The 14,674-nt window shown below is 54.9% G+C and carries 15 protein-coding genes and 1 pseudogene; 14 read left to right on the top strand and 2 right to left on the bottom strand.

Annotated elements, in window-relative coordinates; genetic code table 11:
* Positions 1-20 precede the first annotated feature (20 nt).
* The 11 genes and pseudogenes from livH to ugpQ all read left to right on the top strand — a co-directional run bounded on the left by livH (position 21) and on the right by ugpQ (position 9,659).
* A complete protein-coding gene (gene livH, locus BN2591_RS15220; RefSeq protein ID WP_086872772.1) occupies positions 21-947 on the top strand; it encodes a high-affinity branched-chain amino acid ABC transporter permease LivH in 927 nt (308 codons plus the stop codon).
* Positions 944-2,221, top strand: a complete 1,278-nt coding sequence (locus tag BN2591_RS15215; RefSeq protein WP_086872770.1) for a high-affinity branched-chain amino acid ABC transporter permease LivM — start codon at positions 944-946, stop codon at positions 2,219-2,221. Before livH ends, BN2591_RS15215 begins: the two co-directional genes overlap by 4 nt.
* Positions 2,218-2,985 (top strand): high-affinity branched-chain amino acid ABC transporter ATP-binding protein LivG, encoded by a 768-nt coding sequence (livG, locus tag BN2591_RS15210; protein ID WP_017459568.1) that lies wholly within the window; start codon positions 2,218-2,220, stop codon positions 2,983-2,985. Before BN2591_RS15215 ends, livG begins: the two co-directional genes overlap by 4 nt.
* A gap of 1 nt (position 2,986) precedes the next feature.
* On the top strand, positions 2,987-3,700 hold the full coding sequence (gene livF / locus BN2591_RS15205; RefSeq protein ID WP_017459567.1) for a high-affinity branched-chain amino acid ABC transporter ATP-binding protein LivF: 714 nt from the start codon (positions 2,987-2,989) through the stop codon (positions 3,698-3,700).
* A gap of 287 nt (positions 3,701-3,987) precedes the next feature.
* Positions 3,988-4,056: pseudogene (locus tag BN2591_RS24755) on the top strand (DUF5431 family protein); the annotation flags it as partial.
* Positions 4,025-4,123 (top strand): Hok/Gef family protein, encoded by a 99-nt coding sequence (locus BN2591_RS24750; protein ID WP_231943034.1) that lies wholly within the window; start codon positions 4,025-4,027, stop codon positions 4,121-4,123. The pseudogene BN2591_RS24755 and the gene BN2591_RS24750, both read left to right, overlap by 32 nt.
* Before the next feature lie 309 nt (positions 4,124-4,432).
* A complete protein-coding gene (ugpB, locus tag BN2591_RS15195; protein ID WP_086872768.1) occupies positions 4,433-5,749 on the top strand; it encodes a sn-glycerol-3-phosphate ABC transporter substrate-binding protein UgpB in 1,317 nt (438 codons plus the stop codon).
* 100 nt (positions 5,750-5,849) lie between these two features.
* On the top strand, positions 5,850-6,737 hold the full coding sequence (ugpA, locus tag BN2591_RS15190; protein WP_086872765.1) for a sn-glycerol-3-phosphate ABC transporter permease UgpA: 888 nt from the start codon (positions 5,850-5,852) through the stop codon (positions 6,735-6,737).
* The gene (gene ugpE / locus BN2591_RS15185) at positions 6,734-7,579 is read left to right on the top strand and encodes a sn-glycerol-3-phosphate ABC transporter permease UgpE (protein WP_020455583.1); all 846 of its coding nucleotides are present in this window, start codon (positions 6,734-6,736) and stop codon (positions 7,577-7,579) included. Before ugpA ends, ugpE begins: the two co-directional genes overlap by 4 nt.
* A gap of 269 nt (positions 7,580-7,848) precedes the next feature.
* Positions 7,849-8,922: a sn-glycerol-3-phosphate import ATP-binding protein UgpC gene (locus BN2591_RS15180; RefSeq protein ID WP_086872855.1), complete on the top strand. Its 1,074-nt coding sequence runs from the start codon at positions 7,849-7,851 to the stop codon at positions 8,920-8,922.
* Positions 8,919-9,659, top strand: coding sequence for a glycerophosphodiester phosphodiesterase (ugpQ, locus tag BN2591_RS15175; RefSeq protein WP_086872763.1), 741 nt, complete (start codon positions 8,919-8,921; stop codon positions 9,657-9,659). The genes BN2591_RS15180 and ugpQ overlap by 4 nt, the downstream gene beginning before the upstream one ends.
* On the opposite strand, the gene BN2591_RS15170 is transcribed toward ugpQ, so the two are convergent.
* Positions 9,656-10,069 (bottom strand): DUF2756 family protein, encoded by a 414-nt coding sequence (locus BN2591_RS15170; protein ID WP_086872761.1) that lies wholly within the window; start codon positions 10,067-10,069, stop codon positions 9,656-9,658. The two genes, ugpQ and BN2591_RS15170, sit on opposite strands and share 4 nt — an antisense overlap.
* 123 nt (positions 10,070-10,192) lie before the next feature.
* Between BN2591_RS15170 and ggt the strand changes: the two genes are divergently transcribed.
* Positions 10,193-11,950, top strand: a complete 1,758-nt coding sequence (gene ggt, locus BN2591_RS15165; protein ID WP_425268956.1) for a gamma-glutamyltransferase — start codon at positions 10,193-10,195, stop codon at positions 11,948-11,950.
* A 33-nt stretch (positions 11,951-11,983) separates the two neighbouring features.
* Here the strand turns inward: ggt and yhhY are convergent, their stop codons facing one another.
* A complete protein-coding gene (gene yhhY / locus BN2591_RS15160) occupies positions 11,984-12,475 on the bottom strand; it encodes an N-acetyltransferase (protein WP_086872757.1) in 492 nt (163 codons plus the stop codon).
* A 321-nt stretch (positions 12,476-12,796) separates the two neighbouring features.
* Here yhhY and BN2591_RS15155 point away from each other — a divergent pair, with 321 nt between their 5' ends.
* The gene (locus BN2591_RS15155; RefSeq protein WP_086872754.1) at positions 12,797-13,834 is read left to right on the top strand and encodes an oxidoreductase; all 1,038 of its coding nucleotides are present in this window, start codon (positions 12,797-12,799) and stop codon (positions 13,832-13,834) included.
* 123 nt (positions 13,835-13,957) lie between these two features.
* Positions 13,958-14,653, top strand: coding sequence for a pirin family protein (locus BN2591_RS15150; RefSeq protein WP_020455576.1), 696 nt, complete (start codon positions 13,958-13,960; stop codon positions 14,651-14,653).
* Positions 14,654-14,674 lie beyond the last annotated feature (21 nt).

Raw genomic sequence — 14,674 nt, 5'->3', positions numbered from 1 at the left:
AGATTTTAGAAGGTTACGTTATGTCCGAGCAGTTTCTTTATTTCTTGCAGCAGATGTTTAACGGCGTCACGCTGGGAAGCACCTATGCATTGATCGCCATTGGTTACACCATGGTTTATGGCATTATCGGCATGATCAACTTCGCCCACGGCGAGGTCTACATGATCGGCAGTTATGTCTCCTTTATGATCATCGCCGCGCTGATGATGATAGGTATCGACTCCAGCTGGCTGCTGGTCGCAGCCGGTTTCGTCGGTGCCATTATCATTGCCAGCGCTTACGGCTGGAGTATTGAGCGAGTGGCGTATCGCCCGGTGCGTAACTCCAAACGCTTGATTGCGCTGATTTCCGCCATCGGCATGTCTATCTTCCTGCAAAACTACGTCAGCCTGACAGAAGGCTCCCGCGATGTGGCGCTACCAAGCCTGTTTAACGGCCAGTGGGTTGTCGGCAGCAGTGAACACTTTTCGGCAAGCATCACGACGATGCAGCTGGTTATCTGGATTGTGACCTTCGTTGCCATGCTGGCGCTGACGCTGTTTATCCGCTATTCCCGTATGGGGCGTGCTTGTCGCGCCTGTGCGGAAGACCTGAAAATGGCCAGCCTGTTGGGTATCAACACTGACCGTGTTATCGCGCTGACCTTTGTGATCGGCGCGGCGATGGCGGCGGTAGCGGGCGTACTGCTTGGTCAGTTCTATGGCGTTATCAACCCGTATATCGGTTTTATGGCCGGGATGAAAGCGTTTACTGCCGCAGTGCTGGGCGGTATCGGTAGCATTCCGGGCGCGATGATTGGCGGCCTGATTCTGGGTGTCGCCGAATCCCTCTCTTCGGCGTATCTGAGCACCGAATACAAAGATGTGGTGTCGTTCGCGCTGTTGATAGTGGTGTTGCTGGTGATGCCGACCGGTATCCTCGGCCGCCCGGAGGTTGAAAAAGTATGAAACCGATGCATTTTGCGCTGGCGCTGCTCTCCGCGGCGATGTTTTTCGTGCTGGCGAGCGTCTTTATGGGCGTTCAACTGGAGCTGAACGGCACCAGGCTGGTGGTCGATACCGCGGCGGATATTCGCTGGCAGTGGATCTTTATCGGCACGGCGGTGGTGTTTTTCTTCCAGGTGCTGCGACCTGTATTCCAGAAAAGCCTGAAGGGCGTTTCCGGGCCGAAATTCGTGCTGCCGGCGATTGATGGCTCTACGCTTAAACAGAAGTTGTTCCTGTTGGCGCTGCTGGTGATTGCAGTGGCGTGGCCGTTTGTCGTTTCACGCGGCACGGTGGATATCGCCACCATGACGATGATCTATATCATCCTCGGCCTCGGGCTGAACGTGGTGGTCGGGCTTTCCGGTTTGCTGGTGCTGGGTTACGGCGGTTTCTACGCCATCGGCGCGTACACCTTTGCGCTGCTCAACCACTATTACGGCCTGGGTTTCTGGACGTGCCTGCCGCTGGCGGGGCTGGTTTCCGCTGCCGCCGGTTTCCTGTTGGGCTTCCCGGTGCTGCGTCTGCGCGGTGATTACCTGGCGATTGTGACGCTGGGCTTCGGCGAAATCGTCCGTATCTTGCTGTTGAACAACACCGAAATAACCGGTGGCCCGAACGGCATCAGCCAGATCCCCAAACCGACCCTGTTCGGTCTGGAGTTCAGCCGTACCGCTCGTGAAGGTGGCTGGGATACGTTCAGCAATTTCTTCCATGTTGAATACGATCCCAGTGACCGCGTGGTGTTCCTCTATCTGGTGGCGCTGCTGCTGGTGGTGCTGACGCTGTTTGTGATTAACCGCCTGCTGCGTATGCCGCTGGGACGCGCGTGGGAAGCGCTGCGTGAAGATGAAATCGCCTGCCGCTCGCTCGGCCTGAACCCGACACGCATTAAGCTGACGGCGTTTACCATCAGCGCCGCGTTCGCCGGTTTTGCCGGTACGCTGTTTGCTGCGCGCCAGGGCTTTGTCAGCCCGGAATCGTTCACTTTCGCCGAATCAGCGTTTGTGCTGGCGATTGTGGTGCTGGGCGGTATGGGGTCGCAGTTTGCGGTGATCCTCGCGGCTATCCTGCTGGTGGTTTCCCGCGAGTTGATGCGTGACTTTAATGAATACAGCATGTTGATGCTGGGTGGTTTGATGGTACTGATGATGATCTGGCGTCCGCAAGGCTTGCTGCCGATGACCCGTCCGCAGTTGAAATTGAAAAACGGGCAAGCGAAAGGAGAGCAGGCATGAGTCAGCCACTGTTATCCGTAAACGGCCTGATGATGCGCTTTGGCGGTCTGCTGGCTGTCAACAACGTGTCGTTGGAACTGCGTCCGCAGGAGATCGTTTCGCTGATCGGCCCGAACGGCGCGGGTAAAACCACCGTGTTTAACTGCCTGACCGGTTTCTATAAACCGACGGGCGGCACCATTATGCTGCGTGACCAGCACCTGGAAGGGCTGCCAGGACAGCAAATCGCCCGCATGGGCGTGGTGCGGACGTTCCAGCATGTGCGTCTGTTTCGCGAAATGACGGTGATTGAAAACCTGCTGGTAGGGCAACATCAGCAGCTCAAAACCGGGGTGTTCTCCGGTTTGCTCAAAACGCCGGCGTTTCGCCGCGCGCAGAGTGAAGCGCTGGACCGCGCCGCAACCTGGCTGGATCGTATTGGTTTGTTAGCGCACGCTAACCGGCAGGCCAGCAACCTCGCTTATGGCGATCAGCGCCGTCTGGAGATTGTGCGCTGCATGGTGACGCAGCCGGAAATCCTGATGCTTGATGAGCCGGCCGCCGGTCTGAACCCGAAAGAGACCAAAGAGCTGGATGAGCTGATTGTCGAGCTGCGTAATCATCACAACACCACCATCCTGCTGATTGAGCATGATATGAAGCTGGTGATGGGCATTTCCGACCGGATTTATGTGGTGAACCAGGGCACGCCGCTGGCGAACGGGACGCCGGAAGAGATTCGTAACAACCCGGACGTGATCCGCGCATACCTTGGTGAGGCATAAGATGGAAAACGCGATGTTATCTTTTGACAAAGTTAGCGCTCACTACGGCAAAATCCAGGCGCTGCATGATGTCAGCCTGCATATTAACCAGGGCGAGATCGTGACGCTAATTGGTGCCAACGGCGCGGGGAAAACCACGCTGCTCGGCACGTTGTGCGGCGACCCGCGCGCCAGCAGCGGGCGTATTGTGTTTGATGGCAAAGACATTACCGACTGGCAGACCGCGAAGATCATGCGTGAAGCCGTGGCAATTGTGCCGGAAGGTCGCCGCGTCTTTTCGCGAATGACCGTGGAAGAGAACCTGGCGATGGGTGGTTTTTTCGCCGATCGTGAGCAGTATCAGACGCGCATTCAAAGGGTGTATGAACTGTTTCCACGCCTGCATGAGCGCCGCATCCAGCGTGCTGGCACCATGTCCGGCGGCGAACAGCAGATGCTGGCGATTGGTCGTGCGCTGATGAGCCAGCCGCGTTTGTTACTGCTCGATGAACCCTCGCTGGGTCTTGCACCGATCATTATTCAGCAAATTTTCGACACCATTGAGCAACTGCGAAAAGAAGGGATGACCATCTTCCTGGTGGAGCAGAACGCCAACCAGGCGCTGAAGCTCGCCGATCGTGGGTATGTGCTGGAAAACGGTCATGTCGTGCTGGAAGATACCGGCGACGCGTTACTGGCGAACGAAGCGGTGCGCAGCGCTTATCTGGGCGGGTAACTCGTTGATGTAATAGTATTTAAACCGGTCTCGCAAGGACCGGTTTTTTGTCTTAAAAACGTTTTCCTGCGATGCGACCGGACGGCTTGATGGGATATGATGCGGGTGGCGCTTGAGGCTTTTTGCCTCATGACGGTAAAAAGTTGTGCGGCAGAAAGAAGAAAGCCCCGAAGGTCATTTTTCAATTAACCAACGAGGCCTGTCTATATGCTAGTCACATGTAGAGTAGCCTCTTACCCGCCGAAAGGCAAGGAGCCGCAGGTTATGAAGCTACCGCAAGGAACCCTTATCTGGTGTGTGTTTATCGTGTGTTTCACACTGCTGATATTCACTTATCTGACACGGAAATCGCTGTGCGAAATTCGTTACAAAGATGGGTTCCGCGAGGTCGCGGCTTTCATGGCTTACGAATCCGGTAAGTAGCAACCTGGAGGCAGGGAGAAATCCCTGCCTTTTCAAGGGAAACGGTAATGTGCATACCTCTTGGCGCCTTTATAAAGGGCTTCTCTGTTTAACAGGGAAGCCCTTTTTCCTTTCTAAAGCGCGACGGCACCACCCATTAACCGCCATTTTTCCTTCACCGTACCATCATCCAGACGACATTTTTTTGACGCCTGGCTGTCATCTATTTGTAATTAAATGGTTATTTTTCTGTAATTCGAGCATGTCATGTTACCTCGCGAGCATAAAAACGCGTGAAATCGCGCATCCCGCATAACAAGAGAGAGCACAATGACAACGTTACGACATACAGCTTTGGGTCTGGCGATGGGGTTAGTCTTTGCAGGCAACGCCATGGCGGTAACCACCATTCCGTTCTGGCATTCAATGGAAGGGGAGTTAGGTAAAGAAGTTGACTCCCTGGCGCAACGTTTCAATGACACCCACCCGGATTACAAAATCGTACCGATCTATAAAGGCAACTACGAGCAGAGCCTGAGCGCGGGTATTGCGGCCTTCCGTACCGGTAACGCGCCGGCAATTCTACAGGTTTATGAAGTGGGTACGGCCACCATGATGGCGTCTAAAGCGATCAAACCGGTCTACCAGGTGTTTAAAGACGCGGGTATCAACTTTGATGAAAGCCAGTTTGTACCGACCGTTGCGGGTTACTACACCGATTCTAAAACGGGTCATTTGCTCTCTCAGCCGTTTAACAGCTCTACACCCGTGCTGTATTACAACAAAGACGCCTTTAAAAAAGCGGGCCTGAACCCGGATCAGCCGCCGAAAACCTGGCAGGACCTGGCCGAGTACACCGCTAAGCTGAAAGCGGCCGGGATGAAATGTGGTTACGCCAGCGGCTGGCAGGGCTGGATCCAGATTGAAAACTTCAGCGCCTGGCATGGCCTGCCGGTCGCTACCAAAAATAACGGCTTTGACGGTACTGACGCGGTGCTGGAGTTCAACAAGCCGGAGCAGGTGAAACACATCGCCATGCTGGAAGAGCTGAACAAAAAAGGCGACTTCAGCTACTTCGGCCGTAAAGATGAGTCCACTGAGAAGTTCTATAACGGCGATTGCGCCATTACCACCGCCTCTTCTGGCTCGCTGGCAGATATTCGCCATTACGCCAAATTCAATTATGGCGTGGGGATGATGCCGTATGATGCCACCGTGAAAGGTGCGCCGCAGAACGCCATTATCGGCGGTGCGAGCCTGTGGGTGATGCAGGGTAAAGACAATGCCACTTACAAAGGCGTTGCCCAGTTCCTCGACTTCCTGGCGAAACCGGAAAACGCAGCGGAATGGCACCAGAAAACCGGCTACCTGCCGATCACGACCGCAGCGTACGATCTGACGCGTAAAGAGGGTTTTTATGACAAGAACCCGGGCGCAGATATCGCTACGCGCCAGATGCTGAACAAGCCGCCGTTGGCGTTCACCAAAGGTCTGCGTCTGGGCAACATGCCGCAGATTCGTACCGTGGTGGATGAAGAGCTGGAAAGCGTATGGACCGGCAAGAAAACCCCGCAACAGGCGCTGGATTCCGCCGTTGAGCGTGGTAACCAGCTGCTGCGCCGCTTCGAGCAGTCAACCAAGTCTTGATGTCGCGCTTTGCCGGTGGAGCAGTGCTGATCCGGCAGACAAAATACGGCCTACTTGACGGTAGGCCGTTGCTATCCGGCCTATCTGAAAAGAGTTGCTTATGTCCTCATCCCGTCCGGTGTTTCGTTCGCGCTGGCTCCCTTACTTATTGGTTGCGCCGCAGCTGGCGATCACCCTTATTTTCTTTATCTGGCCTGCGGCTGAAGCGCTGTGGTATTCGGTACAAAATGTCGATCCGTTCGGCCTCTCCAGCCAGTTTGTCGGGCTGGATAATTTTGTCGCGTTGTTTCACGACAGCTATTACCTGGACTCCTTCTGGACCACCATGCGTTTTAGCGCGTGGGTAACGTTTAGCGGCCTGCTGGTTTCTCTGTTTTTCGCCGCGCTGGTGGATAACGTGGTGCGTGGCAGCCGTATTTATCAAACGCTGATGCTGTTGCCCTACGCCGTTGCGCCAGCGGTTGCCGCTGTGCTGTGGATTTTTCTCTTTAACCCCGGTCGTGGCTTGCTTACCCATTTCCTGGCGCAGTTTGGCTATGACTGGAACCACGCGCAGAACAGCGGCCAGGCAATGTTCCTCGTGGTTTTTGCTTCGGTATGGAAGCAGATCAGCTACAACTTCCTGTTTTTCTTTGCCGCCTTGCAGTCGATTCCGCGCTCGCTGGTCGAAGCCGCCGCCATTGACGGTGCCGGGCCGATCCGCCGCTTTTTCAAATTGTCGCTGCCGCTGATTGCGCCGGTGAGTTTCTTCCTGCTGGTGGTTAACCTGGTATACGCTTTCTTCGACACCTTCCCGGTGATCGACGCCGCGACAGCAGGCGGGCCGGTTCAGGCGACGACCACACTGATTTATAAAATTTACCGTGAAGGTTTCGCCGGGCTGGATCTCTCCGCGTCTGCGGCGCAGTCGGTGGTGCTGATGGTGTTGGTGATAGTGCTGACGGTGGTTCAGTTCCGCTATGTTGAAAGTAAGGTGCGCTACCAATGATTGAGAATCGCCCCGGGCTGACGTTATTCAGCCATATCATGCTTATTCTCGGGATTGCGGTGGTGCTGTTTCCACTGTATGTCGCTTTTGTCACGGCGACGCTGGATATCAACGCCGTTTACGACACGCCAATGACGCTGATCCCCGGCACCCATTTGTGGGAAAACCTGCGCAACATCTGGGTCAACGGTATTGGCGCGAATAGCGCACCGTTCTGGTTGATGCTGACCAACAGCTTCATCATGGCGTTTGTCATCACCGTCGGCAAAATCGCCGTGTCGATGCTCTCGGCCTTCGCCATTGTCTGGTTCCGCTTTCCGCTGCGTAACCTCTTCTTCTGGATGATTTTCTGCACGCTGATGCTGCCGGTTGAAGTGCGTATTTTCCCAACGGTGGAAGTGATAGCGAACCTGAAAATGCTCGACAGTTATACCGGTTTGACGCTACCGCTGATGGCCTCTGCAACAGCAACGTTTTTGTTCCGACAGTTCTTTATGACCCTGCCGGACGAGTTGATGGAAGCTGCGCGCATTGATGGCGCATCGCCAATGCGTTTTTTCCGCGACATCGTGTTGCCGCTATCAAAAACCAACCTCGCGGCGCTGTTCGTCATCACCTTTATCTACGGCTGGAACCAGTATTTGTGGCCGCTGTTGATTATCAGCGACGTCAATCTTGGCACCGCCGTGGCGGGGGTAAAAAGCATGATTGCCAGCGGTGAAAGCACCACGCAATGGAACCAGGTCATGGCAGCTATGTTGCTGACGTTGATCCCACCGGTCGTTATCGTTTTAGCCATGCAGCGCGCCTTTGTGCGTGGCCTGGTCGACAGTGAGAAGTAGGTTGTATCCCTTGATTGTGCGTGACGTCGACGCTGAGCTGAAACCGCATAATCAAGGCGGAGGATGATGGACATAGTGGGCCTATGTCCAAATCCGACAACGCAGAGTACGCGGTTTCGGCACGCGTCCCGAAGGGCTGGGGCCATTTTTGCCCAAAGCTTCGTTACTCGCGTTTTATTTGGGCCCACCAAACTTCGCCGCTCGCGCCTTGCCTTGGGCAAAAATGGCCGCCAGCGACGTTCACGAACAATCAAGAGATGCAACCTTATATGGCAGGATTAAAATTACAAGCGGTCACCAAGAGTTGGGACAGCGGCAAAAGCCAGGTGATCCAGCCGCTGACGCTGGATGTCGCCGATGGCGAGTTTATTGTGATGGTTGGTCCCTCGGGCTGTGGTAAATCAACGCTGCTGCGTATGGTCGCAGGCCTGGAGCGCGTAACCAGCGGGGATATCTGGATTGATACCCAGCGCGTCACCGAAATGGAGCCCAAAGATCGCGGGATCGCGATGGTGTTCCAGAACTATGCGCTCTACCCGCACATGAGCGTGGAAGAGAACATGGCGTGGGGGTTGAAAATTCGCGGCATGGGCAAAGAGCATATTGCCGGGCGCGTGGCGGAAGCGGCGCGAATTCTCGAACTGGATGGCCTGTTGAAGCGTCGCCCGCGCGAACTTTCCGGCGGTCAGCGCCAGCGTGTGGCGATGGGCCGTGCGATTGTCCGCGATCCAGCCGTGTTTCTGTTTGACGAACCCCTTTCCAACCTCGATGCCAAGCTGCGCGTACAAATGCGCCTTGAACTGCAACAGCTGCATCGTCGCCTGAACACTACGTCGCTGTATGTTACCCACGATCAGGTGGAAGCGATGACGCTGGCGCAACGCGTGCTGGTGATGAATAAAGGCGTGGCAGAGCAAATCGGTACGCCGGTTGAGGTGTATGAAAAGCCTGCCAGTCGCTTTGTGGCGAGCTTTATCGGCAGCCCGGCGATGAACCTGCTTGATGGTCGTATCAGCAGCGCCGGTACGCACTTTGAGCTGGAGAGCGGCATGGAGTTGCCGATCAACGGGTACTATCGCGGGTATGCAGGCCGCAAGATGACGCTGGGTATCCGCCCGGAACATATTGCGCTAAGCTCACAGGCCGCAGGCGGTGTACCGCTGGTGATGGACACGCTGGAGATCCTCGGTGCGGATAACTTAGCGCATGGTCGCTGGGGCGAGCAGAAACTGGTGGTGCGTTTATCGCATCAGGATCGCCCGACGGCAGGCAGCACCCTGTGGCTCCATCTGCCGGAAAATCACCTGCACTTATTTGATGGTGAAACAGGACAACGAGTATGAGCAACTGGCCATATCCCCACATTGTCGCCCATCGCGGCGGCGGTAAACTGGCGCCGGAAAACACACTGGCCGCCATTGATGTTGGTGCGCGTTACGGGCACAAGATGATTGAGTTCGATGCCAAACTGTCGAAAGATGGGCAGATTTTCCTGCTGCATGACGACAATCTCGAGCGTACCAGCAACGGCTGGGGCGTCGCGGGTGAACTGGCGTGGAACGATCTGCTTAAAGTGGATGCGGGTGGCTGGTTCAGCGGTGAATTCAAAGGCGAACCGCTGCCGCTGCTTTCTGAAGTGGCGGAGCGCTGCCGCCAGCACGGCATGATGGCGAATATCGAGATTAAACCGACCACCGGCACCGGGCCGCTGACCGGGAAAGTGGTAGCGCTGGCTGCGCGCGAGCTGTGGGCCGGGATGACACCGCCGCTGCTTTCATCGTTTGAAATTGATGCACTGGAAGCGGCGCAACAAGCCGCGCCGGAACTGCCGCGCGGCCTGCTGCTCGATGAGTGGCGCGATGACTGGCAGACGCTCACCGAACGGCTGGGCTGCGTATCGATCCATCTGAACCACAAACTGCTGGATGAAGCTCGCGTGCGCATGCTGCGCGATGCGGGCTTGCGCATCCTGGTCTATACGGTCAACCAGCCGGCGCGGGCGGCAGAACTGCTACGCTGGGGTGTTGACTGCATCTGCACCGATAAAATCGATGCTATCGGGCCGCACTTCCAGTACTAAGGTGTTGTCGACGGCGATGTGCTTTGCAGCATGTCGCCGTTTTGCGTCTGTGGCAGCATATGTTGCTGCGTCACGCCGCTGCTAGTTGTTCCCCCGCTGAGCATCCCGGCGCCGTTGTTGGGTAGCACTTGCTGGCGGCCGGGATTGAGCTCCCCCGGCTGCGCCTGCCTTACCCGTTGGGTGTTGTTATTCATCTGCGTCTGCAACTGTTGCTGTTGCAGCTGGGTTTGCGTCTGCATCTGCTGTTTCAGCATCCCTTGATGCTGTTGCTGCTGGTTAAGCATCTGCGTCTGCATCCGCTGCTGGCTTGGGATCACGTATCCAGGCTGGTGGGGATCGTTGGTGATGTTTAATGGCTGTGCGAAGGCACTAAAGGGCAGCAGGGCCGCCAGAATCAGTACTCGTTTCATCGTCCTGTCCTCCATTGAGGTTTTCTGTCAGTTTACTCGCTTTCATTCGTGACAATGCATTTTTAAGAGTTGTGAACCAGGCTTAAGCGGGGACTGTAGCCCTTACCTGGGAGAACGACGATGATGAAACAGAAGTTTGCGCGTTGGCTGGCGATTGCCGCGCTGACGGCGGGAGGATGTTTTGGCGTTGCGGCGGCGCCGCCAGAAGGGCAGGCAACCGCGCCGCCTCCGGTATCTTACGGGGTTGAAGCCGATGTCTTCCATCCGGTGGTGGCGAAACAGGGTATGGTTGCTTCGGTGGATGAAACCGCCACGCGTGTCGGTGTTGATATTCTCAAGCAGGGCGGTAATGCGGTGGATGCGGCAGTGGCGGTTGGTTATGCGCTGGCAGTCACGCACCCGCAGGCCGGTAACCTTGGTGGTGGCGGCTTCATGCTGATTCGTAACAAAGAAGGGAACGTCACGGCGATTGATTTTCGTGAAATGGCCCCCGCTGGTGCGACACGCGACATGTTTCTGGACGAACAGGGCAACCCGGACAGTAAAAAATCCCTGACGTCACATTTGGCATCCGGCACGCCCGGCACTGTTGCTGGTTTCTCTCTGGCGCTGGAAAAATACGGTACGCTGCCGCTGAACAAAGTGGTGCAGCCAGCCATCAAGCTGGCGAAGCAGGGCTTTGTGGTGAACGATGCGCTGGCCGGTGATTTAAAAACCTATGGCAGCGAAGTGTTGCCCAACCACGACACCAGCAAAGCCATTTTCTGGAAAGATGGCGAGCCGCTGAAAAAAGGCGACAAACTGGTGCAAAGCAATCTCGCCAAAAGCCTGGAGATGATTGCGGAAAAAGGGCCCGATGCCTTCTACAAAGGCGCTATTGCTGAGCAAATTGCTCTGCAGATGAGCAAAAACGGCGGGCTTATCACCAAAGAGGATTTAGCCAATTACAAAGCCGTGGAGCGCACGCCGATAAGCGGCAGCTATCGCGGTTACGAGATTTACTCCATGCCACCGCCCTCTTCAGGTGGGATTCATATCGTGGAAATCCTCAATATCCTGGAAAACTTCGATCTGGCGAAATATGGTTTCGGCAGCGCGGATGCGATGCAGGTGATGGCTGAGGCGGAGAAATATGCCTATGCCGATCGTTCGGAATATCTGGGCGACCCGGACTTTGTCAAAGTGCCGTGGCAGGCGTTAACCAACAAAGAGTACGCCAAATCAATTGCCGCGCAGATTGATGTCAACAAAGCGCGCCCCTCCAGCCAGATCCGCCCCGGTAAGCTGGAACCGTACGAAAGTAACCAAACCACCCACTTCTCGGTAGTGGATAAAGACGGTAACGCAGTCGCCGTCACCTATACGCTGAATACGGTGTTTGGTACCGGGATTGTCGCTGGCAATACCGGCATTCTGCTGAATAACGAAATGGATGATTTCTCTGCCAAGCCGGGCGTGCCGAATGTCTACGGGCTGGTGGGCGGCGATGCGAATGCGATTGGGCCGGGCAAACGTCCGCTCTCTTCAATGTCGCCAACCATTGTGCTGAAAGATGGCAAAACCTGGCTGGTCACCGGCAGCCCCGGCGGTAGCCGTATTATCACAACAGTGTTGCAAATGGTGGTAAATAGCATCGATTTTGGGATGAATGTCGCCGAAGCTACCAACGCGCCGCGTTTTCATCATCAATGGTTGCCGGATGAACTGCGCGTCGAGAAAGGCTTTAGCCCGGACACGCTAAAACTGCTTGAACAGAAAGGGCAAAAAGTAGCGGTGAAAGAAGCGATGGGCAGTACGCAGAGCATAATGGTGGCACCAGACGGCACGCTGTATGGCGCGTCGGATCCGCGTTCGGTGGATGATTTAACCGCCGGATACTGAACAACGCCTCTCCCCAAAGGGGAGAGGCGTTTCTTAGCCTTTCATACGCGCCATATAGTACGAATCAACAAATTCGCCGTTACGCAGCGCATAGCGCTTACCGGTGCCTTCAATCTCGAAACCAAACTTGCGATACACCGCCAGCGCCGGGGCGTTATCGACAAACACCGTCAGTTCAATACGTTCAATACGCAGCCAGTTATCGCACAGGTTGATCATCTCGCGCATCAACGCACTGGCGACGCCACGGTTATGGAACGCCGATGACACCGCCATGCCAAAAAAAGCGACATGGCTGCGGCGCGGATTTTGTTCCACCATCAGCGTCAGATTGCCCACGATTTGATCGTCAATGCACGCGACCAACTGGCGGCGACCGGGTTGCGGTTTCAGGCGATCTTCCCACAGTTCGGCAGGGGGATGAGGTAGCTGTAGCAGGTTATGATACACCTCGGGTTGCGCATAAAACTGACGTAACGATTCTGCATCGCGCGCTTCGGCATGGCGTATCACTATCTCACTCATCCTGCTTTTCCTTGTTGTTGGGTAGATGACCACCTTCCTGGCTTTCTGGCGAAGCGTCAACTGCCATTTTTTGCAAAAAAAAGTAGACAGGTGCGAATGATAATGATTATTATTGCCATGCATTCAGGGAAACCGTTGCGGTAATCCTGAAAGCACGACATTGCTCACATTGCTTCCAGTATTTCTTAGCCAGCCGCGTGCTGGCTTTTTTTTGCCCGCAATTTACCGCCAGTTTTCAAAAGACTTTTGAGAAAAGGGGCAGGGACAGCACCTTTGCAGATGCGCTATGGTTGTGAGAGTCACCTTGATAAGGACGAGATTATGACTCTACATTGCGCATTTATCGGCTTTGGTAAAAGCACCACCCGTTATCACCTCCCTTATGTTCTGCACCGCAAAGATAGCTGGCATGTGGCGCACATTTTTCGCCGCCACCCGAAGCCGGAAGAGCAGCATCCGCAGTATCAACATATTCACTTCACCAGCGATATTGATGACATCTTTAATGATCCTCAGGTCAAACTGGTGATCGTTTGTACCCACGCCGACAGCCATTTCGACTACGCGAAGCGTGCGCTGGAAGCGGGTAAAAATGTGCTGGTGGAAAAACCGTTCACCCCAACAATGGCGGAAGCGGTCACGCTGTTTGAGCTGGCGAAAAGTAAGGGCCTGACGGTAACGCCGTATCAGAATCGCCGTTTTGACTCCTGCTTCCTCACTACCAAAAAGGCGATTGAAAGCGGCAAACTCGGCAACATCGTGGAAATCGAAAGCCATTTTGACTACTTCCGTCCGGTTGCGGAAACCAAGCCTGGTTTGCCGCAGGACGGCTCATTTTACGGCCTCGGCGTACATACGATGGATCAAATCATTTCGCTGTTTGGCCGCCCGGATCACGCCGCGTATGACATCCGTAGCCTGCGCAACAAAGCCAACCCGGATGATACTTTCGAAGCCCAGCTGTTTTACGGCGATTTAAAAGCCATCGTCAAAACCAGCCATCTGGTGAAGATTGATTACCCGAAATTTATCGTCCACGGCACCAAAGGGTCGTTTATTAAATACGGTATCGACCAGCAGGAAACCAGCCTGAAAGCCAATATCATGCCGGGCGAACCCGGTTTTGCCGCTGACGACAGCAAGGGCGTTCTGGAATATGTGAATGCGGCGGGTGAAACGGTGCGGGAAGAGATAGCCCCGGAAACTGGCGACTACGGACGCGTCTATGATGCGTTGTACGACACGCTAACAACCGGTGCGCCAAATTACGTCAAGGAATCTGAAGTTCTCACCAACCTTGAGCTGCTGGAACGCGCCTTTGAACAGGCTTCTCCTGCCACGATAACCCTCGCGAAATAACCGAAAAAGGCTCCTCATAACTTGTTCACTTTTTTTGAACAGAGGAGTCAATTTTCACCCTCTATGATCGTTGGTCAATTGCGTCCACACTTACTCCATCGAAAACATACGGGGGTAAAAAAGATGATCTTCTTACGCAAAGCAAATGACCGTGGCCATGCAAATCATGGTTGGCTGGATTCCTGGCACACCTTCTCGTTTGCCAACTATTACGACCCAAATTTTATGGGCTTCTCGGCACTGCGTGTGATTAACGATGACGTTATCGATGCCGGCCAGGGCTTTGGAACTCACCCGCACAAAGACATGGAAATTCTGACGTATGTACTGGAAGGTGCCGTTGAACACCAGGACAGTATGGGCAACAAAGAGCAAGTTCCTGCGGGCGAGTTCCAGATTATGAGCGCCGGTACTGGGGTGCGTCACTCGGAATACAACCCGAGCAAAACCGACCGTCTGCGCCTGTATCAAATCTGGATCATTCCAGAAACTAATGGGATCACGCCGCGCTATGAACAGCGTCGCTTTGATGCGGTGCAGGGCAAACAGCTGGTACTGTCGCCGGATGCGCGTGATGGTTCGCTGAAAGTGCATCAGGATATGGAGCTTTACCGCTGGGCTTTGCTGAAAGATGAGCAGTCTGTACACCAGATTGCCGCTGAACGCCGCGTGTGGATCCAGGTGGTGAAAGGCGAAGTCACTATCAACGGGACAAAAGCCACCACCAGCGATGGTCTGGCAATTTGGGATGAGCAGGCTATCTCGGTGCATGCCGATAGCGACAGTGAAATCCTGCTGTTCGATCTGCCGCCGGTATGATGTTGGTTAAATAAATGACGC

This window comes from Kosakonia pseudosacchari, assembly GCF_900184035.1.
Lineage (GTDB): Bacteria > Pseudomonadota > Gammaproteobacteria > Enterobacterales > Enterobacteriaceae > Kosakonia > Kosakonia pseudosacchari.
Note: the sequence above shows the minus strand (reverse complement) of the source record. Positions and strands in the feature narration are given on the sequence as shown.

Bases quoted from the DNA above. Each gene is read 5' to 3' on its own strand.
- livH (WP_086872772.1), top strand. From the start codon at position 21: ATGTCCGAGCAGTTTCTTTATTTCTTGCAGCAGATGTTTAACGGCGTC.
- BN2591_RS15215 (WP_086872770.1), top strand. From the start codon at position 944: ATGAAACCGATGCATTTTGCGCTGGCGCTGCTCTCCGCGGCGATGTTT.
- livG (WP_017459568.1), top strand. From the start codon at position 2,218: ATGAGTCAGCCACTGTTATCCGTAAACGGCCTGATGATGCGCTTTGGC.
- livF (WP_017459567.1), top strand. From the start codon at position 2,987: ATGGAAAACGCGATGTTATCTTTTGACAAAGTTAGCGCTCACTACGGC.
- ugpB (WP_086872768.1), top strand. From the start codon at position 4,433: ATGACAACGTTACGACATACAGCTTTGGGTCTGGCGATGGGGTTAGTC.
- ugpA (WP_086872765.1), top strand. From the start codon at position 5,850: ATGTCCTCATCCCGTCCGGTGTTTCGTTCGCGCTGGCTCCCTTACTTA.
- ugpE (WP_020455583.1), top strand. From the start codon at position 6,734: ATGATTGAGAATCGCCCCGGGCTGACGTTATTCAGCCATATCATGCTT.
- BN2591_RS15180 (WP_086872855.1), top strand. From the start codon at position 7,849: ATGGCAGGATTAAAATTACAAGCGGTCACCAAGAGTTGGGACAGCGGC.
- ugpQ (WP_086872763.1), top strand. From the start codon at position 8,919: ATGAGCAACTGGCCATATCCCCACATTGTCGCCCATCGCGGCGGCGGT.
- BN2591_RS15170 (WP_086872761.1), bottom strand. From the start codon at position 10,069: ATGAAACGAGTACTGATTCTGGCGGCCCTGCTGCCCTTTAGTGCCTTC.
- ggt (WP_425268956.1), top strand. From the start codon at position 10,193: ATGAAACAGAAGTTTGCGCGTTGGCTGGCGATTGCCGCGCTGACGGCG.
- yhhY (WP_086872757.1), bottom strand. From the start codon at position 12,475: ATGAGTGAGATAGTGATACGCCATGCCGAAGCGCGCGATGCAGAATCG.
- BN2591_RS15155 (WP_086872754.1), top strand. From the start codon at position 12,797: ATGACTCTACATTGCGCATTTATCGGCTTTGGTAAAAGCACCACCCGT.
- BN2591_RS15150 (WP_020455576.1), top strand. From the start codon at position 13,958: ATGATCTTCTTACGCAAAGCAAATGACCGTGGCCATGCAAATCATGGT.